Source organism: Pseudomonas sp. 2(2015), from assembly GCF_000955865.1.
Taxonomy (GTDB): Bacteria; Pseudomonadota; Gammaproteobacteria; order Pseudomonadales; family Pseudomonadaceae; genus Aquipseudomonas.
The window spans coordinates 132,562-153,436 of record NZ_JYOF01000006.1 but is presented as its reverse complement, the minus strand read 5'-3'; the positions used below and the strand labels follow the sequence as shown (position 1 = coordinate 153,436).

The following is a 20,875-nucleotide window of genomic DNA, read 5'->3' as shown; positions in this document are numbered from 1 at the left end:
TTCACCGCTGCCGATCTTTCGACCGAAGCCCTTCCGGATCACCCTGGAACCGCTAACTCTTTGAAAATCAAGGAGTTTTCAGTTCCGACTGCGCCGGAAGTGGGGCGAATTATAGAGAGATCTGCGGGGGCGTCAAGGACTTATTTCAACTTTGTTTCAGCGGGGGCGTTTTGGCTATTAGCCACAAGCTGCAAGCTGCAAGTAAAAGCGGCAGCACCGCTTTCAACTTGTAGCTTGCAGCTTGCAGCTAGTCGCTGCTAAAGCCTTAAAGGCTCGGGAAGGCAAACTGCGACGCTTCATGGCTGGCACGTTGCGGCCAGCGCTGGGTAATGGCTTTGCGGCGGGTGTAGAAACGAACGCCATCCGGGCCATAGGCATGCAGGTCACCGAACAGCGAACGCTTCCAGCCGCCGAAGCTGTGGTAAGCCACCGGCACCGGCAGCGGGACGTTGACGCCGACCATGCCCACTTCGATCTCGTCGCAGAACAGGCGCGCCGCTTCACCGTCACGGGTAAAGATGCAGGTGCCGTTGCCGTATTCGTGTTCGTTGATCAGGCGCATGGCCTCTTCCAGGCTGTCGACGCGTACCACGCAGAGTACCGGCCCGAAGATCTCTTCTTTATAGATGCTCATCTCGGTCGTCACGCGGTCGAACAGGGTGCCGCCGACAAAGTAGCCGTCTTCATTACCGGCAACCCGGTAGCCACGGCCGTCGACCACCAGCTGCGCACCAGCAGCCACGCCTTGGTCGATGTAGCCAACCACCTTGTCACGGGCTGCAGCGGTAACCAGCGGGCCCATGTCCAGGCCGCAGGAGGTACCGGCACCAATCTTCAACGCCTTGATCTGTGGTTCGAGTTTGGCGATCAGCGCATCGGCCACCTGGTCGCCAACGCACACGGCCACCGAGATCGCCATGCAGCGCTCGCCGCAAGAACCGTAGGCTGCGCCCATCAGCGCGCTGACCGCGTTGTCCAGGTCGGCATCAGGCATCAGCACCGCGTGGTTCTTCGCCCCGCCCAGGGCCTGAACGCGCTTGCCGCGCTTGGTGCCTTCGGCATAGATGTACTCGGCGATCGGCGTCGAGCCAACGAAGCTCAGGGCCTTGACCTCTGGCGCCTCGATCAGCGCATCCACCGCTTCCTTGTCACCGTGCACAACGTTGAGCACGCCTTTAGGCAGGCCGGCTTCATGCAGCAGTTGGGCAATCAGCAGGGTCGAGCTCGGATCACGTTCCGATGGCTTGAGGATGAAGCAGTTACCGCAGGCGATTGCCAGTGGGTACATCCACAGCGGCACCATGGCCGGGAAGTTGAACGGGGTAATACCGGCCACTACGCCCAGCGGCTGGAAGTCGGACCAGGCATCGATGTTCGGGCCAACGTTGCGGCTGTACTCGCCTTTGAGCACTTCCGGCGCGGCGCAGGCAAACTCGACGTTCTCGATACCGCGCTTGAGTTCACCGGCGGCGTCTTCCACGGTCTTGCCGTGCTCTTCGCTGATGAGCTGGGAGATACGCGCTTCATTCTGCTCCAGCAGTTGCTTGAAGCGGAACATTACCTGGGCGCGTTTGGCCGGCGGCGTGTTGCGCCAGGCCGGGAAGGCGGCCTTGGCCGAGTCGATGGCCTGTTGCACGGTTTGCTTGCTGGCCAGGGCAACCTTGTGGATGGCCTGGCCAGTGGACGGGTTGAAGACATCGGCGGTGCGCGTGTCGGCCGCAACCAGTTCGCCGTTGATCAGGTGTTGAACAGTGCTCATGCAGAACTCCAGAAAGAGGGTATGCCTGGGCGCGAGATCACTCGCGCCCGCTGCTTATATATAGAAGGACAATCAATCGACCTGGTTGATGGCCTCGCCGACCGCATCGAACAGGCGGTCCAGTTCCTGCGGCTGGCTGTTGAAGGTTGGGCCGAACTGCAGGGTGTCGCCGCCGAAGCGTACATAGAAGCCGGCTTTCCACAGCTTCATGGCGATCTCGTATGGACGCACGATGGCGTCACCGTCGCGGGCGGCAATCTGGATGGCGCCGGCCAGGCCGTAGTTACGGATGTCGATGATGTTCTTCGCGCCCTTGACCCCGTGCAGCACCTTCTCGAAGTGCGGCGACAGTTCGGCGGCCGATTGCACCAGGTTTTCTTTCTCCAGCAGGTCCAGCGCGGCGAGACCGGCGGCGCAGGCGACCGGGTGCGCCGAGTAGGTGTAGCCGTGGGGGAATTCCACCGCGTATTCCGGGGTCGGCTGGTTCATGAAGGTCTGGTAGATCTCGCTGCTGGCGATCACCGCGCCCATCGGGATGGCGCCGTTGGTGACTTGCTTGGCGATGCACATCAGATCCGGGGTGACGCCGAAGGCATCGGCACCGAACATCGAGCCCATGCGGCCAAAGCCGGTGATGACTTCGTCGAAGATCAGCAGGATGTTGTTTTGGTCGCAGATTTCCCGCAGACGCTTCAGGTAGCCCTTCGGCGGAGGCAGTACACCTGCAGAACCGGCCAGCGGCTCGACAATCAGCGCGGCGATGTTCGAAGCATCGTGCAGCTCGATCAGCTTGAGCATTTCATCGGCCAGGGCGATACCGCCCTCCTCCGGCATGCCTTTGGTGAAGGCATTGCCCGGCAGCAGGGTGTGCGGAATGTGATCGACGTCGAGCAACTGGCCGAACAGCTTGCGGTTGCCGTTGACGCCACCCAGGCTGGTACCGGCGATATTCACCCCGTGATAGCCACGGGCACGGCCGATCAGCTTGGTCTTGGTGGCCTGGCCTTTCAGGCGCCAGTAGGCACGGACCATCTTCACCGCGGTGTCGGCGCACTCGGAACCGGAGTTGGTATAGAAGACGTGATTGAGGTTGCCCGGGGTCAGGTCGGTGATTTTCTCGGCCAGCTGAAACGACAGCGGGTGGCCGAACTGGAAAGCCGGGGAGTAATCGAGCACGCCCAATTGGCGCGATACTGCTTCCTGGATCTGCTTGCGGGTGTGACCGGCGCCGCAAGTCCACAAGCCGGACAGGGCGTCATAAATCTTGCGGCCCTTGTCGTCGGTCAGGTAGCTGCCTTCGGCGGCGACGATCAGCCGTGGATCGCGCTGAAAATTGCGGTTGGCGGTGTAGGGCATCCAGTGGGCGTCCAGCTTGAGCTGGCTGGCCAGACCGACAGGAGCGTTTTCAGGCAGATTCATCGGACAAGTCCTCGCAAGGCAATTGGGCAGCGACAAGTGTTGTTGTGCCTAAATTGGCATGGGCTTAAGGTTTGGAAAATCTGGCTTTTCTAATCTTCAGATCACCACCGGCTAAACATTAATTCACAACATCCAGCCGCAACGATGTTACAAAGTGTTTCCATGCACCCCGGCAAGGCGCATGATGCGGGCGGCCCCTTCAGGAGACTTGGCGCAGGACGCGCAAGCACACTCACCATGAAAACCATCCTGTGTTTACTGATCTGCGCCCTGGTTGGCGCCGCCGTACAGTTTGCCGGTGTGCCTCACGGGCTGTTGCTGGGCGCCATCGTCGCCAGCGCCATGTTGGTCAGCCGGCTGCGCTTTACCCCCGACCTGCGCTTTGGTCTGGAATACGTGCAACTGGTCATGGGTATCGCCACCGGCTTGATGTTCGAAGCCTGGGACAGCGACACGGTGGCCAGCATCCTGCCGAGCCTGGGTTTTCTGCTGCTGTGCCTGAGTGCGCAGATTGCCATCGCCGGCCTGTGGCTGTTCAGGGGGTGCGGCTGGAACCTCAAGGATTCACTGCTGGCGGTGTACCCCGGCGCCCTGGCTGCGGTGTTCGACTTGCTCGAGTCGGAACGGGCTTCGAGCAAGGTGATCGTTGTGCACCTGATGCGCCTGGTGTCGATTACCCTGCTGGTCAGCCTGAGCATTCGCGCCGGTAGCGATGTTCCTGCAAGCGCGAGCACCGCGCTTAATCCAGGCCTGTTGCTGACCCTGGCGTCGCTGCTTGCCCTGTGCATCCTGCTCGGGCGCCTGCTGCTCAAGCTTGGTGTTCCTGCGCCCTTCATGCTCACGGCGATCATCGCCACGGCGGTCTATGTAAAGCTGGGCTTGCTCCAGGCGTTTCATCTGCCCGGCTGGAGCGTCGATTTTGCCGCGCTGATCCTCGGTGTGCTGATCGGCGCCAGGTTCAGGGAAATCAGCTTCAAGGAGCTGGTTCGTCACGGCGGCGCCGGGCTGATGTCGGTGGGCCTGATGCTGCTGGTCGCTGCCGTCTTTGCCGGCGTGGCCGCCAAGGTGCTGGGCAGTGATCCATTCACTTTGTGGCTGGCCTACATGCCCGGGGCCATCGAAACCATTGCCATCGTCGCCTTCAGCGGTGGGCTGAACGTGGTGCTGGTGCTGTCGCACCACCTGGTGCGCATGCTGCTGTTGCACTTTGCCCCGGCCCTGCTCGTCCAGGCGCGCCGCTGGCGCGAGAATGTCTGATCAGCGTATGTTGTCTGCCTTTCATGTTCCTCAACGCAAAGGCACCGCGTGAAACGTCCACAACCCCTGGCCCAGGTCAGCGATTTCGATATCCGCCTGCTGAAGATCTACCGCAGCGTGGTGGAGTGCGGCGGCTTTTCGGCCGCCGAGAACGTCCTGGGCATTGGCCGCTCGGCCATCAGCCAGCAGATGAGCGACCTTGAGCAGCGCCTGGGCCTGCGCCTGTGCCAGCGCGGGCGCGCCGGTTTTTCGCTGACCGAGGAGGGCCGCGAGGTGTATCAATCGGCGTTGCAATTGCTCAGCGCCCTGGAAAGCTTTCGCACCGAGGTCAACGGCCTGCACCAGCATTTGCGTGGCGAGCTGAACATCGGCCTGACCGACAACCTGGTGACCCTGCCGCACATGCGCATCACCCACGCCCTGGCACAGCTCAAGGACCGCGGCCCGGACGTGCGTATCCAGATCCGCATGATCGCCCCCAGCCAGGTCGAGCAAGGCGTGCTCGATGGCAGCCTGCACGTTGGCGTGGTGCCGCAGACCAGCCCGCTGTCGGGCCTTGAGTACCAGCCGCTGTACAGCGAACGTTCGCTGCTGTACTGCGCGGTCGGTCATCCGCTGTTTTACGCCGACGACCAGCAACTGGACGACGAGCGCCTCAACAGCCAGGACGCCATCGCCCCGACCTTCCGTCTGCCCGCCGATGTCCAGGCCCATTACCAGGCGCTCAACTGCACCGCCAGTGCCTCGGACCGCGAAGGCATGGCCTTCCTGATTCTGACCGGGCGCTACATCGGCTACCTGCCCGACCACTACGCGACCTTCTGGGTACAACAAGGCCGGCTGCGGGCACTCAAGCCCGCCGAGCGCTTTTATGACCTGAGCCTGTGCTGGGTAACGCGCAAGGGCCGGCGCCCGCACCTGGTCCTGGAAAGCTTCCTCGAAAGCCTGGCGGCTACTCGCTGAGGGCTAATGCTGGTAGGTTAGCCAGTCATAAGAGATACCCATTGCCTTGTCTGGAATCGTTCATGACCTTTGAAGTCCCTGCGCATCGCCTCCAAGCCTCGGGCAAGCCCGCCGGCCGCATTCGCCAGAAGAACGAGCAGGCCATCATCCAGGCCGCCGAGGACGAATTCGCCCGCCACGGTTTCAAGGGCACCAGCATGAACACCATCGCCCTCAAGGCCGGGCTGCCCAAGGCCAACCTGCATTACTACTTCACCAACAAGCTCGGCCTGTATGTGGCGGTGCTGAGCAACATCATCGAGTTGTGGGACAGCACCTTCAACGCCCTGACCGTCGACGACGACCCGGCCCTGGCCTTGAGCAGCTACATTCGCACCAAGATGGAATTCTCCCGGCGCAACCCGCAAGCCTCGCGGATCTTCGCCATGGAGATCATCAGCGGCGGGCAGTGCCTGAGCGACTATTTCAGCGAAGACTACCGTGCCTGGTTCAAGGGCCGTGCCGCAGTGTTCCAGGCCTGGATCGACGCCGGCAAGATGGACCCGGTCGACCCGGTGCACCTGATCTTCCTGCTCTGGGGCAGCACCCAGCACTATGCCGACTTCGCCACCCAGATCTGCCAGGTCACCGGCCGCAGCCGCCTGACCAAGCAGGACATGGAAGATGCCAGCAACAATCTTATCCACATCATTCTTAAAGGCTGTGGCCTGACACCTCGCGACTGAATCTGCCTTATGCCTTTTACCCTGCTCGACACCTGCGAGTTTCGCGAAGAGATTCGCAAGAGCCGTTTCATCACCCTGGCTGCGCCAATCAGTAGCCCGGCCGAAGCCATGAGCTTCATCGAACGCCACAGCGACCTCGCCGCCACCCACAACTGCTGGGCCTGGAAACTGGGCGGGCAATACCGCAGCAGCGACGACGGCGAACCCGGCGGCACCGCCGGGCGGCCGATCCTGGCGGCCATCGAGGCGCAGGACTGCGACCAGGTGGTAGTCTTGGTGATCCGCTGGTACGGCGGCATTCAACTGGGCACCGGCGGCCTGGCCCGCGCTTACGGCGGCGGCGCCAACAAGTGCCTGCAGCAGGCAGAAAAGCGCTTGCTGGTCAGCCGCAGCGAACTGACCTGCAGTTGCAGCTTCAGCGAATTGGCACTGCTCAAATTGCGCGTGGCCGAGGCTGATGGCCTGGTGCTGGACGAACAGTTCACCGCCAATGGCGTCGACCTGCGCCTGGCCCTGGGCGAGGAACAGATCGAGGCGCTGCAACGCCAGCTGGCCGACCTCAGCCGTGGCCGCATCCTGCTGGAACGGACCTGAACATTTGCCCACATTCACTGTGGGCCCGGCTGTGGATAAGCTCTGGGCATTCGCCTGCGAGCCTTTAACCACGGGGCCTGCAGAAGAACGATCATATTTTGATCAAGATTTCATGACAGCGCTTGAACTGGCGAAAAATCAGTAAGTTATCCCCAGTTATTGCGCATGCAAGCCACCACTACACGGCTTGTACCCAGCTTGCATGCTTGCACACAAATACTGTGGAGCAAGCTGTGGATAAGCCGTGCACCCCTGCGCCAACAGCTTGCCGGGCCACGGCTTGGCTAGACTGGTTATTCTTTGATCAACGTTTGATAACCCTCGAAAGGAGTTCTCCATGTCCACGAATAAAATCGCCCTGATCATCGGCGCCTCGCGCGGCCTGGGCCTTGGCCTGGTGCAACGCCTGGTGGAAGACGGCTGGAACGTGATCGCTACCGTGCGCGACCCGGCCAAGGCCGATATCCTCAGCGCCCTGCCCGGCGTGCAGGTCGAAACCCTGGAAATGAACAGTGGCAGCCAACTGGATGCCCTCCAGCAACGTTTGCAGGGGCAGGTGTTTGACCTGCTGTTCGTCAATGCCGGGGTCATGGGCCCGGGTGACCAGAACCCTGAGCGCGTGCAACTGGCCGATGTGGGCGAGCTGTTCCTGACCAATGCCGTATCGCCCATTCGCGTGGCCCAGCGCCTGGCCCCGCAACTGCGCGAAGACGGCGTGCTGGCGTTCATGAGTTCGATCCTTGGCAGCGTCGCCATTCCCGACGGCAGCGAGATGTGCCTGTACAAGGCCAGCAAGGCGGCCTTGAACTCGATGATCAACAGCTTCGTTACTCTGCAACAGCCACAGCAAACCGTCCTGGCCATGCACCCGGGCTGGGTGAAAACCGACATGGGCGGGGAAAACGCCGAGATCGACGTGCTCACCAGCACCCGCGGCATGCTTGAGCAGATCAAGGCCAATGCCGGCAAAGGCGGCCTGCAATTCATCAACTACAAAGGCGAAAGCCTGATCTGGTGAAACCTCGCGCGGTGGGTGTAGACTCGACACCTCGCCCACCGCGGCGGACCTGGATCAGCAGACAGGGCAACACTGAGCTGGCTAACCTGAACCCACTTTCAGAGGAGCCGGCACCATGCCTGCGACCCGTATCTGGTTGAAAAAACCCCTGGCCATCTTCACCGCCAACACCCTCGACGCCCGTGGCGGCCTGGTCATCGAAGACGGCCGTATCAACGAAGTTCTCGGCCTAGGGCAAGCCCCGGCCCGCCCCTGTGGACAAGTCTTCGACGCCCGCGAACACGTGGTGCTGCCGGGGCTTATCAACACCCACCACCACTTCTACCAGACCCTGACCCGCGCCTGGGCGCCGGTGGTCAATCAGCCTTTGTTCCCCTGGCTGAAAACCCTCTACCCGGTCTGGGCCCGGCTGACCCCGGCCAAGCTTGAACTGGCGACCCGCGTGGCCCTGGCCGAGCTGTTACTGTCGGGCTGCACCACTGCCGCCGACCACCATTACCTGTTCCCCGATGGCCTGGAAAACGCCATCGACGTGCAGGTCGAAGCGGTGCGCAAACTGGGCATGCGCGCCATGCTCACCCGTGGCTCCATGAGCCTGGGCGAAGCCGACGGCGGCCTGCCGCCGCAACAGACAGTGCAACAGGGCGAAGTGATCCTGGCCGACAGCCAGCGACTTATCCACAGCTACCACGAGCGTGGCGACGGTGCGCAGATCCAGATCGCCCTGGCCCCCTGCTCGCCGTTCTCGGTCACCCCTGAGATCATGCGCGCCAGCGCTGACCTCGCCGCAGAGCTGGACGTGCGCCTGCACACCCACCTGGCTGAAACCCTCGACGAAGAAGACTTCTGCCTGCAGCGTTTCGGCCTGCGCACGGTCGATTACCTCGACAGCGTCGGCTGGCTCGGGCCGCGCACCTGGCTGGCCCATGGCATCCATTTCAATCAGGACGAGATCGCCCGCCTGGGCGCCGCCGGCACCGGCATCTGCCATTGCCCGAGTTCAAACATGCGCCTGGCTTCGGGCATCTGCCCGACCCTGGAACTGACCGGCGCCGGCGCGCCAGTGGGCTTGGGCGTGGACGGTTCGGCCTCCAACGACGCGTCGAACATGATTCTCGAAGCGCGCCAGGCCCTGTACTTGCAACGGCTTCGCTATGGCGCCGAAGCGATCACCCCGGAGCGGGTGCTGGGCTGGGCCACCCGCGGCTCGGCGCAGTTGCTCGGGCGTACCGACATCGGCGAACTGGCGGTGGGCAAACAGGCTGACCTGGCCTTGTTCAAACTCGATGAACTGCGCTTCTCCGGTAGCCACGATCCACTCTCGGCGCTGCTGCTGTGCGGCGCCGACCGCGCCGACCGGGTCATGGTCGGCGGCCAGTGGCGGGTGATCGATGGCCAGATCGAAGGCCTCGACGTGCAGAAACTGATCGCCGATCACCGTCAGGCCGCCGCCCAGTTGATCGCTGGCTGAAGGCTCAAAGGCCGAGCAATGCCAGCATGATGAAGGTGGCGAACAGCACGAAGTGGGTCATGCCCTCGATCGCGTTGGTTTCGCCATCGTTCAGGTTGATCGCGCTGACAATCAGGGTGATGAAGATCATCACCGTTTGCACCGGTGTCATGGCCATCTGGAACGGCTGGCCAGTGTAGAGCGCCATCGCCTCCATCAGCGGAACGGTCAATATCACCGTGGACAGCGACGCGCCCAGGGCGATATTGACCACCGACTGCATGCGGTTGGCCAATGCTGCGCGCAAGGCAGTGAGAATCTCCGGGGCGGCAGAAATGGCCGCCACCACAATAGCCATCAGCACCGGCGGCGCGCCGCTGCCTTCCAGGCCGTAGTCGAGGGTGTGCGACATGACTTCGGCAAGCAGGCCGATGATCACCACGCCGCTGACCAGGATGGCGATCGAGCGGACTTTATTCACCGGCGCCGGTGTACCGCCCTGCGGGTCGCGGCGCTTTTTCTGTGGATAGCTGTAACTGAAGAAGTAACTGTGCGGCCCGACCTGCATGCGCAGGAACAAGGCATAGAGCACCACCATCGCGGCGATGGTGAACCCCGAATAGAGCTTCCAGTCGGCCCGCGGAATGAACTCCGGCACCACCATCGACACGCCCATGGCAGTCATGATCATCACGCTATAGGTGCGCGCCGAATCATCGTTGTACGACTGCTCGCCATGCTTGAGCCCGCCCATCAGCGCGGCCAGGCCGAGGATGCCATTGATGTCGAGCATCACCGCCGAATAGATGGTGTCCCGCACCAGGGTCGGCGACGCCTGGTTGCTCATCATGATCGCCAGGATCAACACCTCGACCAGCACCGCCGACAGGGTCAGGATCATGGTGCCGTAAGGGTCGCCGACTTTTTCCGCAAGCAGCTCGGCGTGCTGGGCCACGCGCATCGAGGCACAGATGATCGCCGCCACCAGCACCGCGCCGGCAAACAGCGCCAGGCCATGGCCATGTCCGAGCAGTTGGCCCTGCAGCGGCCAGGCCAGCGCGGCCAGCAGCACTGCAAGCAGCAGCGGCTTTTCCTGATTCAGTAGAGCAAGCATCGGCGGCCCTGCGCAGGTGGGTACTGGCTAGTGACTGTAGTCACTGTAGAAGGTTTCCCCGGCCAACCGCCTGGTCAGCTTTCTCCGCGCGGGCAGCGCAAGCTCTGTAGAATGGCGGCAACCGCACCTGATGAGATTTCACCACTATGTACGACTGGCTTAACGCTCTGCCCAAGGCAGAATTGCACCTGCACCTGGAAGGATCGCTGGAGCCCGAGTTGCTGTTCGCCCTGGCCGAGCGCAACAAGATCGCCCTGCCCTGGAATGATGTCGAAGCCCTGCGCGACGCCTACGCGTTCAACAACCTGCAAGAATTTCTCGACCTCTACTATCAGGGTGCCGACGTATTGCGCACCGAGCAGGACTTCTACGACCTGACCTGGGCCTATCTGCAGCGCTGCAAGGCGCAGAACGTGATTCACACCGAGCCGTTCTTCGACCCGCAGACCCACACCGATCGCGGTATCCCTTTCGAAGTGGTGCTCAACGGCATCAGCGGCGCACTCAAGGATGGCCAGCAACAACTGGGCATCAGCAGCGGCCTGATCCTCAGCTTCCTGCGCCACCTCAGTGAAGAAGAAGCGCACAAGACCCTCGACCAGGCCCTGCCGTTTCGCGATGCCTTCATCGCCGTCGGCCTCGACAGCTCGGAAATGGGCCATCCGCCGAGCAAGTTCCAGCGCGTGTTCGACCGTGCCCGCAGTGAAGGCTTCCTGACCGTTGCCCACGCCGGTGAAGAAGGCCCGCCCGAGTACATCTGGGAAGCGATCGACCTGCTCAAGATCCAGCGGATCGACCACGGCGTGCGCGCCATCGAGGACGAGCGGCTGATGCAGCGGATCATCGACGAGCAAATCCCGCTGACCGTCTGCCCACTGTCCAACACCAAGTTGTGCGTGTTCGACCATATGAGCCAGCACAACATCCTCGACATGCTCGAGCGTGGCGTGAAGGTCACGGTCAATTCCGATGACCCGGCGTACTTCGGTGGCTACGTCACCGAGAACTTCCAAGCCCTGCATGAACACCTGGGCATGACCCAGGAACAGGCACGGCGCCTGGCGCAGAACAGCCTGGATGCGCGGTTGGTCAAACCCTGACGGGCGGAAGGTGGGAACGGATTCGCCACGAAGGGTCGCACAGCGGCCCCAAAGACCGGACTGCGATGCAGTCCTTCGCGGCGATCCGACGTACCGGTGAATCTGCTCCCACTCCGCCCCCCGGAAGTTGTGCCAACCCCGAGTGTCACGGCATCTGCCTTCGGGCGCATTGTCAGCAGCGACCTCGCCAGACACCGTACCTCCTGGGTTCAGCCAGCAGTCTTCAACACGGCAACCTGGGCCATACGGTTGATGTGAGCCAGACCTGCGGCACTGATCTGCAGCATGCGCGAGGTTTCACTCTCGCGGATCCAGCCAGACTGCAAGAACAGCTTGAGCAGGCTACTGCCCAGCGCGCCGCCCAGATGCGGGCGATGATCGCTCCACTCACTGCAACAGCGGCAACTGCTGAAGCTTCGACGTTGATGCTGGGCCAGCGCCTCGATGAAAATGCCGTAGGTGGCGAACTGGCTACGTCCATACTGGGTGACTTCGATGTGCTGCTCGCTGCCCTCCAGCCAGCCAGCATCGAACAGGCGCTGATAAAGGTCCGCCGCCAGCTCGCCCCCCAGGTGATCACCGCACAGCCTCGCCCGGCGCATGGACAACGGGATGCCGCCCACCTCTTGTTCGCGGCTGTCTTCGGGGGTTTTGACCTGAACACTGGCCAGCGCTTCGACAGCCGCGCCGACCTCCGGCGCGGCCAGCCTGAAATAACGTTTGCGCCCCCGCGGCTCCAGCTTCAACAAGCCACTGGCCGACAACCTGGCCAGGTGGGCACAGGCCGAAGAAGGCGTCAGCCCGGCCATGCTGGCAAGCTCATCGGAAGGACGGGCCATACCATCGATCAAGGCCCATAGCATTGCACTGCGTTTCGGGTCGGCCAACAAGCTGGCGATCTGGCTGATACTTGTTACTGGCTTCATATCTCAAACTCCCTGCGAGATCATGTCTGATATCGATTGATTAACCATGTCGGCAGCATTTACTGCGAGGTGTCCGATGCCAGAAAAGCAGGAAGTGGAAGTTATCAGAACGTCGTGTGAGAGGCGTCAGTTGCCGCCCTGGACATGGAAGTATCTCTCGCTGGAAATGACTGCTGGATCCATTATAAGCCGCGTTGCGCGAACTTAATCCGGCGGATCTCCATGGTATGGGCAACCTTGGCAGGGGCCGTCTTCAAAGGCTCTGCAGAGACGTTTGCACATCTGCAGCCCAAGCCCCACGTTACATATCTTGCCCGCAACTGGCGGATTATTCTTGACGTTATATCGCCAGATAAAACCTACAATAAATTTTACTGTAACTCACAAATGCTACCTGCTAACCACGTAGGAATGTGGGAAATTCAAATTACTTTAGCCTGTAATACCAGGCAACTTCTCAAACAATGCCTGACAACGAGCTCGAAGCATATTTCGCAACAATTGCACCGGCTTGCCCAGTTGCGCCCGGTGCGTGCACATCAGGTTCAACGGCGCGGCTTCACCATGCACGTGAGGCAACAGTAACCTCAAGCGTCCGGCCTGCACGTCATAGGCCACATCCAGCCAGGACTTGTAAGCGATGCCGACACCCGCCAGCGCCCAGCGCCGAACCACATCGGCATCGTCACAAAAGCGATCGCCGCTGACGCTCACGCCCACCTCATTGGCGCCCTCGCCAAAGCGCCAATGGTCATGCACGCGGTTGCCAAGCTGGTACAGCAGGCAATTGTGCTGGGCCAGATGCGCGACTTCCATCGGCGCGCCGTACCGGGCCAGGTAGGCGGGTGAGGCACACAGCACCCGACGGTTGTCCGCGCACACTGGCAAGGCCACCAGGCTTGAGTCTTCCGGGGCGCCATAGCGCAGGGCGATATCGGCCGGCTGGCGAAACAGGTCGGCATTGCGGTCGCCCAGCAACAGGCGCAGGTTCAGTTGCGGATGTTCGTGCTGCAGTTCATCGAGCCACGGCAACAGTACGTTGCGACCAAAATCGGACGGTGCCGACAACAGCAAGGTACCGCTGACTTGATCCTGCCCATGGGCCAGGATTCGCCGGCCCTCCTCCAGGCTCGCCAGGGCGGAACGGGCATGCTGCAAAAATCCCTCGCCCTCGGCGGTCAACCGCAGGTTGCGGGTCGAACGCGCCAGCAGGCGCACGCCCAATTGCTGCTCCAGACGCTTGAGCGAGGCGCTGGCCACCGCCGGTGACAAGTCGAGCAGGCGCGCCGCCGCCGACAGGCTGCCCAATTCGGCGGCACGAACGAACAACTGCAGATCATCGATACGCACCCAACACACCCGCCATTATCAAAATAATATTGAAAGTATCTGTAGTTTTAGCGGCTTTTAACCGCAAGTGAAAGCACCAATCATGGCCCGCATTGACTACCCCACCGAGGAATCTCCATGAAAGCCATTGCCTACTATCACTCCCTGCCCATCAGCGATGCAGCAGCCCTGCAGGACATCGAACTGCCAGCCCCGGAGCCTGGCCCACGCGACTTGCTGGTGGAGGTGCGGGCGATCTCGGTGAACCCGGTGGATACCAAGGTGCGCCAGAACGTGCAGCCAGAGGCTGGCGCCGCCAAGGTGCTGGGCTGGGACGTGGCCGGGGTGGTCAAGGCGGTGGGCAGCGAGGTCAGCCTGTTCCAGCCGGGTGACAAGGTTTACTACGCAGGCTCCATCGCCCGTGCCGGCGGCAACAGCGAGCTGCACGTGGTGGATGAGCGCATCGTCGGCCACATGCCGAAAACCCTCGGCTTTGCCGAAGCGGCGGCGCTGCCGTTGACCGCCATCACGGCCTGGGAGCTGCTGTTCGAACGCCTGAAAATCGCTGAAGGCCAGCAGGACCTGGGCCAGAGCCTGTTGATCGTCGGTGCCGCCGGCGGGGTCGGCTCGATCCTCACGCAACTGGCCAGCAAACTCACCGGCCTCAAGGTGATTGGCAGCGCCTCGCGCCCGCAGACCCAGGACTGGGTCCGTGAGCTAGGTGCCGATAACGTCGTCGATCACAGCCAGCCGCTGGCCGCCGCACTCAAGGCCCAGGGTATCGAGCAGGTCACCCACGTGGCCAGCCTGACCCAGACCGACCAGCACCTTGATCAACTGGTCGAAGCCCTGGCACCGCAAGGCAAACTGGCGCTGATCGATGATCCCAAACAGCTGGACGTGACCAAACTCAAGCGCAAGAGCCTGTCGCTGCACTGGGAGTTCATGTACACCCGCTCGCTGTTCGAAACCGCCGACATGCTCGAACAGCACAAGCTGCTCAACCGGGTGGCCGAACTGATCGACAGCGGCACGCTGAAAACCACCCTCGGCGAGCACTTCGGCACCATCAATGCCGCCAACCTGCGCCGCGCCCATGCCCTGCTGGAAAGCGGTGCGGCCAAGGGCAAGATCGTCCTCGAAGGCTTCTGAAAAGGCGCGCCCACCTCGTTTACGGGGTGGGCGCGACCGTCAGTCCGACAACTGATCCAGGTCATTCCGCTGCCCGTGGCCGGCGCTACAATGCATCAGCCAACGCCAACCTCAGGTATGCAGATATGAATATCCAGGTCAGTGCATCAGCAAAAAAGCCCGGCTGCCCCTGGCAGGTCCAGCTCGACCAGCACGTGGTCAGCTTTCGCAGCGAGGCCGAGGCCCGCGCCTTCGTCAACACCCTGCAAACCCGTCTCCAGGCACCCCACCCGCTCAAACGGAGCGGCTGAGGTTCAGCCTGCGGGTGAGGATTGCCACGCTCACCACCGCCAGGCCACACAGGCTGATGACGATGGCCATCGGCACCGCCGTGCCGTCGTGCAGCACCCCCACCAGCGCCGCCGCCGCGGCCGCCACACTGAACTGCAGGCAACCGAGCAGGGCTGAAGCGCTGCCGGCACGGGCGCCCTGACCGCTCATGGCGCAGGCCGAGGCATTGGGGATGATGCAGCCGAGGCTGGCGATACAAATGAACAACGGAATCAGCAATGGCCACAGCGCTGCCGGGTGCAGGGCGCTGATGCCCAGCAAGGTCAGGCCCGCCGCCAGGTAAACCCACACCGCCCGGGCCAGCAAGAAGGCCGGGCCACGCTTGGCCAGCAGCCGTGCGTTGACCTGCGCCACCAGAATGAACCCCGCTGCGTTACTGCCGAACAGCCAGCCATAGTGCTCGGCCGGCACCCCATAGAGCTTGATGAAGACGAACGGCGAGCCGGCGATGTAGGCAAACATGCCAGCGATGGCGATGCCGCCGGTCAAGGCGTGGCCGAGGAAGATACGGTCCTTGAACAGCCGGCCGTACTGGCGCAGCGAACCGGACAACGGCGGGCGTGGCTGGTTGGCCGGCAGGCTTTCCGGCAGGCCCAGGGCCACGGCCAGGGTGCACAGGGCACTGAACAGGGTCAGGGCAATGAAGATCGACTGCCAGCCGTACAGGTTGACCATCAGGCCACCGAGCATGGGCGCCAGGATCGGCGCCAGGCCCATGACCAGCATCAGCTGCGAGAACACTTTGGCCGATCCCACCGCATCGCACTTGTCGCTGACGATCGCCCGGGACAGCACCATCCCGGCGCAACCACCGAGGGCCTGAACGAAACGCGCCAGAATCAATGCATCAAGGCTCGGGGCGAAGGCGCAGGCCAGCGACGCCAGGGTGAACAGGGTCACCCCGACCAGCAGCGGAATGCGCCGGCCAAAGCGGTCGGCCACCGGCCCATAAGCCAGTTGGCCCAGCGACAGGCCAAGGAAGTATGCCGCGAGGGTGGTCTGGATGTGCTTCTCGTCGGTGCCAAAGGCCAGTGCCATGGCCGGGAAACCGGGCAGGTAGAAGTCGATCGCCAGGGGCCCGAACGCACTCAAGGCGCCGAGAATCAGGATGGTTCGCAGGTTCATCGGAAATCCGTAGCAGGCTAAGCAAGTCCGCTAGTCTAACCGCCCTGCCGGGGTTTCGCTGACAGAGTTACGCCTGCGCGATGAATCTTTTAGCCACCGCGCGGGCGTCGGCGGTCAGGCTGGCTCGGCGCCGTAGCCCTCGGCACGAATAGCCTTGAGGATATTGTCTGCCGGTAAATCGCTCTGCACTTTAACCTGCTTGCGCGCCAGATCGATCTCGACCACAGCCTCATCATCATGCTCGCGAACGGCACGCGTGATAGCTTTGGCGCAATGGCCGCAGGTCATTCCTTGAACAGTGAATACTTGCATTGCAACAGCCTCCTGTGGGGTTTGAGCGCAGTTTCAAGCTTGCCATCGGGGCAAGGTCAAGTGCGAGGATTGCCTGCCGGGCTGGAAATCAGCGCGCCGCTCCGCCAAGCTGCAAGCCTGAGAATCGATTTGCAGGAGTTTGAATTCATGCGCAGGGCAGCTTTGGGCCTTTTCGGCCTGCTGGGAGTAATGGGCCTGGTGCCCGCGGCCAGTGCCGAGGGCAACGCCGACTACAGCATTCTGACCATTTCCCGCGAGCGCCTGGAAGTGGCGACCTCGTGCGAGATCGGCGTGTACCTTAATGACCAGCTTTCGGCGCGGCTGTTCCAGGAACAGTCGACCTCGTTCAACCTGCCGCCGGGCAAGGTCGCGGTGCGCCTGCGCCTGCTGCCGGCACAGATGCCGGGCTGCCAGAACGGCCTGGAGAACCAGCGCAACCAGAAGCTCACGCTCAAGGCCGGCGAGATCAATAAATACCGCATCGCCGTGGACCAGAATGGCCTCAAGCTGATCAGGGCCGGCTTGGGCTATTGACCTTCCCCGCATGGCAAGGTTGATGCTTGAGGCCTGTCCAAGGAGGAGTGCCCCATGTCCGCATCTACCACGTTCGACCTGCCGATTGCCGGCATGACCTGCGCCAGCTGTGCTGGCCGGGTCGAGCGCGCCCTGCGCAAGGTCGTCGGTGCCGAACAGGTCAGTGTCAACCTGGCCACCGAGCAGGCCCGCATCCAGGCCCCGGCCGACAGCCTGCCGGCGCTGGTCGAAGCCGTCGAACAAGCCGGCTACAGCGTGCCCGCGCAAACCCTCGAGCTGCAGATCGGCGGCATGACCTGCGCCTCCTGCGCCGGGCGCGTCGAGCGCGCCCTGGCCAAGGTCGCGGGCGTGCAGCAAGTCACCGTCAACCTGGCCAACGAACGCGCCCACCTGCAGCTGCTGGGCCAGGTCGACAGCAACGTGCTGATCGATGCCGTCAGCCAGGCCGGCTACAGCGCCAGCCTGCCGCAGAGCGCCAAGGTCAACCAGGCCGACGCCGAACGCCGCCTGCGCAAGGAGCGCTGGTCGGTGGCCCTGGCGGTGCTGCTGGCCCTGCCGCTGGTGCTGCCAATGGTCCTGCAACCCTTCGGCATCCACTGGATGCTGCCGGCCTGGGCGCAGTTCGTGCTGGCCACCCCGGTGCAGTTCATCCTCGGTGCGCGTTTTTATGTCGCGGCCTGGAAAGCCGTGCGCGCCGGTGCCGGCAATATGGACCTGCTGGTGGCCATCGGCACCAGCGCCGGTTACGGCCTGAGTCTCTACGAATGGGCCACAGCCAGCGCCGGGGTCATGCCGCACCTGTACTTTGAAGCCTCGGCGGTGGTGATTGCCCTGATTCTGCTGGGCAAGTACCTGGAAAGCCGCGCCAAGCGCCAGACCGCCAGTGCCATCCGCGCCCTGGAGGCCCTGCGCCCGGAGCGCGCGCTGTTGCTGGTTGACGGCCAGGAACGCGATGTCGCCATCAGCGAGCTGCGCCTGCATGACCTGGTGCTGGTCAAGCCCGGCGAGCGCTTTCCGGTCGATGGTGAAGTCGTCGAGGGCCAGAGCCACGCCGACGAAGCACTGATCAGCGGCGAAAGCCTGCCGGTACCGAAGCAACCGGGCGACAAGGTCACCGGTGGCGCGATCAACGGCGAAGGCCGCCTGCTGGTCCGCACCCTGGCGCTGGGCACGGAAACCGTGCTGGCACGCATCATTCGCCTGGTCGAAGACGCCCAGGCGGCCAAAGCACCGATCCAGAAACTGGTCGACCGGGTCAGCCAGGTGTTCGTCCCCGCCGTGCTGGTGCTGGCGCTGATTACCCTGGTGGGCTGGTGGCTGAGCGGCGCGCCGATTGAAACCGCGCTGATCAACGCCGTCGCCGTGCTGGTAATTGCCTGCCCGTGCGCCTTGGGCCTGGCCACACCGACGGCAATCATGGCCGGCACCGGCGTCGCGGCCCGCCACGGCATCCTGATCAAGGACGCCGAAGCTCTGGAACGCGCCCATGCAGTGAATCGCGTGGTGTTCGACAAGACCGGCACCCTGACTTCCGGCAGCCCGCGCATCGTCCACAGCCGTGCGCTGGTCGGTGACCAGGCACAGCTGCTGCAACTGGCCGGCGCCCTGCAGCGCGGCAGCGAGCACCCGCTGGCCAAGGCGGTGCTCGATGCCTGTGAAGAGCAAGGCCTGCGGGTCGCTGATATCAGCAACAGCCAGTCGCTGACCGGCCGGGGTATCGCCGGTAGCCTCGACGGTCGCGAGCTGGCCCTGGGCAACCGCCGCCTGCTGGATGAAAGCGGCTTGCAGCCTGGTGAGCTGGCCGTCGATGCCGTGGCCTGGGAAGCCGAAGGCCGGACCCTGTCGTGGCTGCTCGAACGCAGCCCGCAGCCGCAGGTGCTGGGCCTGTTCGCCTTCGGCGACAGCCTCAAGCCCGGCGCCGGGCAAGCGGTTCGCCAATTGGCCAGGCAAGGCATCAGCAGCCACCTGCTGACCGGCGACAACCGCGGCAGTGCCAAGGTGGTCGGCGAAGCCTTAGGCATCACTGACGTGTATGCCGAGGTCCTGCCTGCCGACAAGGCCGCCACGGTTGCCACGCTCAAGCAGTCCGGGGTGGTGGCCATGGTCGGCGACGGTATCAACGATGCTCCGGCCCTGGCCGCTGCGGACATCGGCATCGCCATGGGCGGCGGCACCGACGTGGCCATGCAGGCGGCAGGCATCACCCTGATGCGCGGCGACCCGCGCCTGGTACCGGCGGCCCTGGAGATCAGCCGCAAGACCTACGCCAAGATCCGCCAGAACCTGTTCTGGGCGTTCATCTACAACCTGATCGGCATTCCCCTGGCCGCCTTCGGCATGCTCAACCCGGTGCTCGCCGGCGCCGCCATGGCGCTGTCGAGCGTCAGCGTGGTGAGTAACGCGCTATTGCTGAAAACCTGGAAGCCGACCACCCCGCCTGAGGACGATGCCCAATGAATATCGGCCAAGCCGCCCGCCGCTCGGGCCTGAGCGCGAAGATGATCCGCTACTACGAGTCGATCGGCCTGCTCAAGCCGGCCCTGCGCAGCGACAGCGGCTATCGCCTGTACCAGCAGGAAGACCTGCACCAACTGGCATTCATCAAGCGCTCGCGGGACCTGGGGTTTTCATTAGAAGAAGTCGCCCGCCTGCTGACCCTGTGGCAGGACCGCCAGCGCGCCAGCGCCGACGTCAAGGCCCTGGCCAGCCAGCACATCGATGACCTCAACCGGCGCATCGAGGAACTGGTGAGCTTGCGTGACACCTTGAGCGAACTGGTTGCCCACTGCCAGGGCGACGACCGCCCGGACTGCCCGATCCTCAAGGACCTGGCAGCCGGCGGCAGTTGCTGTCACTGACGCGTTTACTGGAGCCAGGGCGGCGCCGGTTCTTCGTCCTTGACCGTACCCCGCTCGGCGTCGGCCTTGGCCGCACGCCGGCGGGCTTCATCGATGCGCGCCGCGTCGATCTCGCGCATGACACCGTCAACGTCGGCACTGTGCTCGTCATCGGCGAACACCCCGGTCAACGGGCTTTCCGGCAGCAGCTTGCCGGCCTGGTACAGGGCCCACATTTCACGGGCATAGCGCGTCTGCTTGAGCTCCGGGGCAAAACGGCCGAAGTAGGCGGCCATGTTGCCGACATCGCGCTCAAGCATGCTGAACGCGTGGTTGTTGCCAGCAGCGTCGACCGCTTGCGGCAGGTCGATGATCACCGGGCCGTCTGGCCCGAGCAGCACGTTGAACTCCGAAAGGTCACCATGGACCAGGCCGGTGCAAAGCATCAGCACGATCTGGCGAATCACGAAGGCGTGGTATTCGCGGGCCTGTTCAGGCTCCAGGTGTACGTCGTTCAGGCGTGGCGCGGCGTCGCCATGTTCATCGGCGACCAGCTCCATGAGCAGCACGCCATCGAGAAAATCATACGGCTTGGGTACCCGCACACCGGCATTGGCCAGGCGGAACAGCGCCGCCACTTCGGCGTTCTGCCAGGCGTCTTCTGCCTCTTTGCGGCCGAACTTGGAGCCCTTGGCCATGGCCCGGGCCTGGCGGCTGTTGCGTACCTTGCGGCCTTCCTGGTACTCGGCGGCCTGGCGGAAACTGCGCTTGTTGGCTTCTTTGTAGACCTTGGCGCACCGTAGCTCCCGACCGCAGCGGACCACATACACCGCAGCCTCCTTGCCACTCATCAGCGGTCGTAGTACTTCGTCGACCAGTCCATCTTCAACCAGCGGTTCAATGCGTTTTGGAGTCTTCATCGGTTTCTGTC

21 protein-coding genes are annotated in these 20,875 nt (G+C 63.1%); 13 read left to right on the top strand and 8 right to left on the bottom strand.

What is annotated here, in order from left to right; all coding sequences use genetic code 11:
• The coding region (locus UB48_RS28195) for a hypothetical protein (RefSeq protein ID WP_275559590.1) at positions 1-261 on the top strand (261 nt) is incomplete at its 5' end.
• 4 nt (positions 262-265) lie between these two features.
• Here UB48_RS28195 and UB48_RS11690 read toward each other — a convergent pair.
• Positions 266-1,759 (bottom strand): CoA-acylating methylmalonate-semialdehyde dehydrogenase, encoded by a 1,494-nt coding sequence (locus tag UB48_RS11690; RefSeq protein WP_045197105.1) that lies wholly within the window; start codon positions 1,757-1,759, stop codon positions 266-268.
• A gap of 72 nt (positions 1,760-1,831) precedes the next feature.
• Positions 1,832-3,178: an aspartate aminotransferase family protein gene (locus UB48_RS11685; RefSeq protein WP_045197103.1), complete on the bottom strand. Its 1,347-nt coding sequence runs from the start codon at positions 3,176-3,178 to the stop codon at positions 1,832-1,834.
• A 237-nt stretch (positions 3,179-3,415) separates the two neighbouring features.
• On the opposite strand from UB48_RS11685, the gene UB48_RS11680 reads away from it, so the two are divergent.
• The 6 genes from UB48_RS11680 (at position 3,416) to UB48_RS11655 (ending at position 9,206) form a co-directional block, all read left to right on the top strand.
• Positions 3,416-4,435 carry an AbrB family transcriptional regulator gene (locus UB48_RS11680; protein ID WP_045197101.1) on the top strand — a complete coding sequence of 340 codons (1,020 nt, stop codon included), beginning with the start codon at positions 3,416-3,418 and terminating at the stop codon, positions 4,433-4,435.
• A 48-nt stretch (positions 4,436-4,483) separates the two neighbouring features.
• A complete protein-coding gene (locus tag UB48_RS11675; RefSeq protein ID WP_045197099.1) occupies positions 4,484-5,398 on the top strand; it encodes a LysR family transcriptional regulator in 915 nt (304 codons plus the stop codon).
• A gap of 62 nt (positions 5,399-5,460) precedes the next feature.
• Complete coding sequence (locus UB48_RS11670; RefSeq protein WP_045197097.1) at positions 5,461-6,123, top strand: TetR/AcrR family transcriptional regulator; 663 nt, start codon at positions 5,461-5,463, stop codon at positions 6,121-6,123.
• Positions 6,124-6,132: 9 nt separating this feature from the next.
• Complete coding sequence (locus UB48_RS11665; RefSeq protein WP_045197096.1) at positions 6,133-6,717, top strand: YigZ family protein; 585 nt, start codon at positions 6,133-6,135, stop codon at positions 6,715-6,717.
• Between the two features lie 337 nt (positions 6,718-7,054).
• Positions 7,055-7,735: an SDR family oxidoreductase gene (locus UB48_RS11660; protein WP_045197095.1), complete on the top strand. Its 681-nt coding sequence runs from the start codon at positions 7,055-7,057 to the stop codon at positions 7,733-7,735.
• A gap of 115 nt (positions 7,736-7,850) precedes the next feature.
• On the top strand, positions 7,851-9,206 hold the full coding sequence (locus tag UB48_RS11655; protein ID WP_045197093.1) for an 8-oxoguanine deaminase: 1,356 nt from the start codon (positions 7,851-7,853) through the stop codon (positions 9,204-9,206).
• A gap of 4 nt (positions 9,207-9,210) precedes the next feature.
• Here the strand turns inward: UB48_RS11655 and UB48_RS11650 are convergent, their stop codons facing one another.
• Complete coding sequence (locus UB48_RS11650) at positions 9,211-10,299, bottom strand: calcium:proton antiporter (RefSeq protein WP_045197090.1); 1,089 nt, start codon at positions 10,297-10,299, stop codon at positions 9,211-9,213.
• 146 nt (positions 10,300-10,445) lie between these two features.
• Between UB48_RS11650 and UB48_RS11645 the strand changes: the two genes are divergently transcribed.
• Complete coding sequence (locus UB48_RS11645; protein WP_045197089.1) at positions 10,446-11,399, top strand: adenosine deaminase; 954 nt, start codon at positions 10,446-10,448, stop codon at positions 11,397-11,399.
• Between the two features lie 209 nt (positions 11,400-11,608).
• On the opposite strand, the gene UB48_RS11640 is transcribed toward UB48_RS11645, so the two are convergent.
• The gene (locus UB48_RS11640; RefSeq protein ID WP_045197087.1) at positions 11,609-12,325 is read right to left on the bottom strand and encodes a helix-turn-helix transcriptional regulator; all 717 of its coding nucleotides are present in this window, start codon (positions 12,323-12,325) and stop codon (positions 11,609-11,611) included.
• A gap of 432 nt (positions 12,326-12,757) precedes the next feature.
• Positions 12,758-13,675 carry a LysR family transcriptional regulator gene (locus tag UB48_RS11635; protein WP_045197085.1) on the bottom strand — a complete coding sequence of 306 codons (918 nt, stop codon included), beginning with the start codon at positions 13,673-13,675 and terminating at the stop codon, positions 12,758-12,760.
• A gap of 117 nt (positions 13,676-13,792) precedes the next feature.
• On the opposite strand from UB48_RS11635, the gene UB48_RS11630 reads away from it, so the two are divergent.
• Complete coding sequence (locus tag UB48_RS11630; protein WP_045197083.1) at positions 13,793-14,806, top strand: zinc-binding alcohol dehydrogenase family protein; 1,014 nt, start codon at positions 13,793-13,795, stop codon at positions 14,804-14,806.
• Positions 14,807-14,931: 125 nt separating this feature from the next.
• Complete coding sequence (locus UB48_RS27970) at positions 14,932-15,096, top strand: hypothetical protein (protein WP_176794194.1); 165 nt, start codon at positions 14,932-14,934, stop codon at positions 15,094-15,096.
• Here the strand turns inward: UB48_RS27970 and UB48_RS11625 are convergent.
• Positions 15,080-16,261 (bottom strand): multidrug effflux MFS transporter, encoded by a 1,182-nt coding sequence (locus UB48_RS11625; protein WP_045197081.1) that lies wholly within the window; start codon positions 16,259-16,261, stop codon positions 15,080-15,082. The two genes, UB48_RS27970 and UB48_RS11625, sit on opposite strands and share 17 nt — an antisense overlap.
• Before the next feature lie 114 nt (positions 16,262-16,375).
• Positions 16,376-16,573 (bottom strand): heavy-metal-associated domain-containing protein, encoded by a 198-nt coding sequence (locus UB48_RS11620; RefSeq protein ID WP_045197079.1) that lies wholly within the window; start codon positions 16,571-16,573, stop codon positions 16,376-16,378.
• Positions 16,574-16,720: 147 nt separating this feature from the next.
• Here UB48_RS11620 and UB48_RS11615 point away from each other — a divergent pair, with 147 nt between their 5' ends.
• The 3 genes from UB48_RS11615 to cueR are packed head-to-tail and all read left to right on the top strand — an operon-like array spanning position 16,721 to position 19,965.
• The gene (locus UB48_RS11615; RefSeq protein WP_045197115.1) at positions 16,721-17,107 is read left to right on the top strand and encodes a hypothetical protein; all 387 of its coding nucleotides are present in this window, start codon (positions 16,721-16,723) and stop codon (positions 17,105-17,107) included.
• A gap of 54 nt (positions 17,108-17,161) precedes the next feature.
• Positions 17,162-19,564, top strand: coding sequence for a heavy metal translocating P-type ATPase (locus tag UB48_RS11610; RefSeq protein WP_045197077.1), 2,403 nt, complete (start codon positions 17,162-17,164; stop codon positions 19,562-19,564).
• Entirely contained in the window at positions 19,561-19,965 is a 405-nt protein-coding gene (gene cueR, locus UB48_RS11605; protein ID WP_010221738.1) for a Cu(I)-responsive transcriptional regulator, read from the top strand. Before UB48_RS11610 ends, cueR begins: the two co-directional genes overlap by 4 nt.
• 5 nt (positions 19,966-19,970) lie before the next feature.
• Here cueR and UB48_RS11600 read toward each other — a convergent pair whose 3' ends face one another.
• Positions 19,971-20,864 (bottom strand): PA4780 family RIO1-like protein kinase, encoded by an 894-nt coding sequence (locus UB48_RS11600; protein ID WP_045197075.1) that lies wholly within the window; start codon positions 20,862-20,864, stop codon positions 19,971-19,973.
• Positions 20,865-20,875 lie beyond the last annotated feature (11 nt).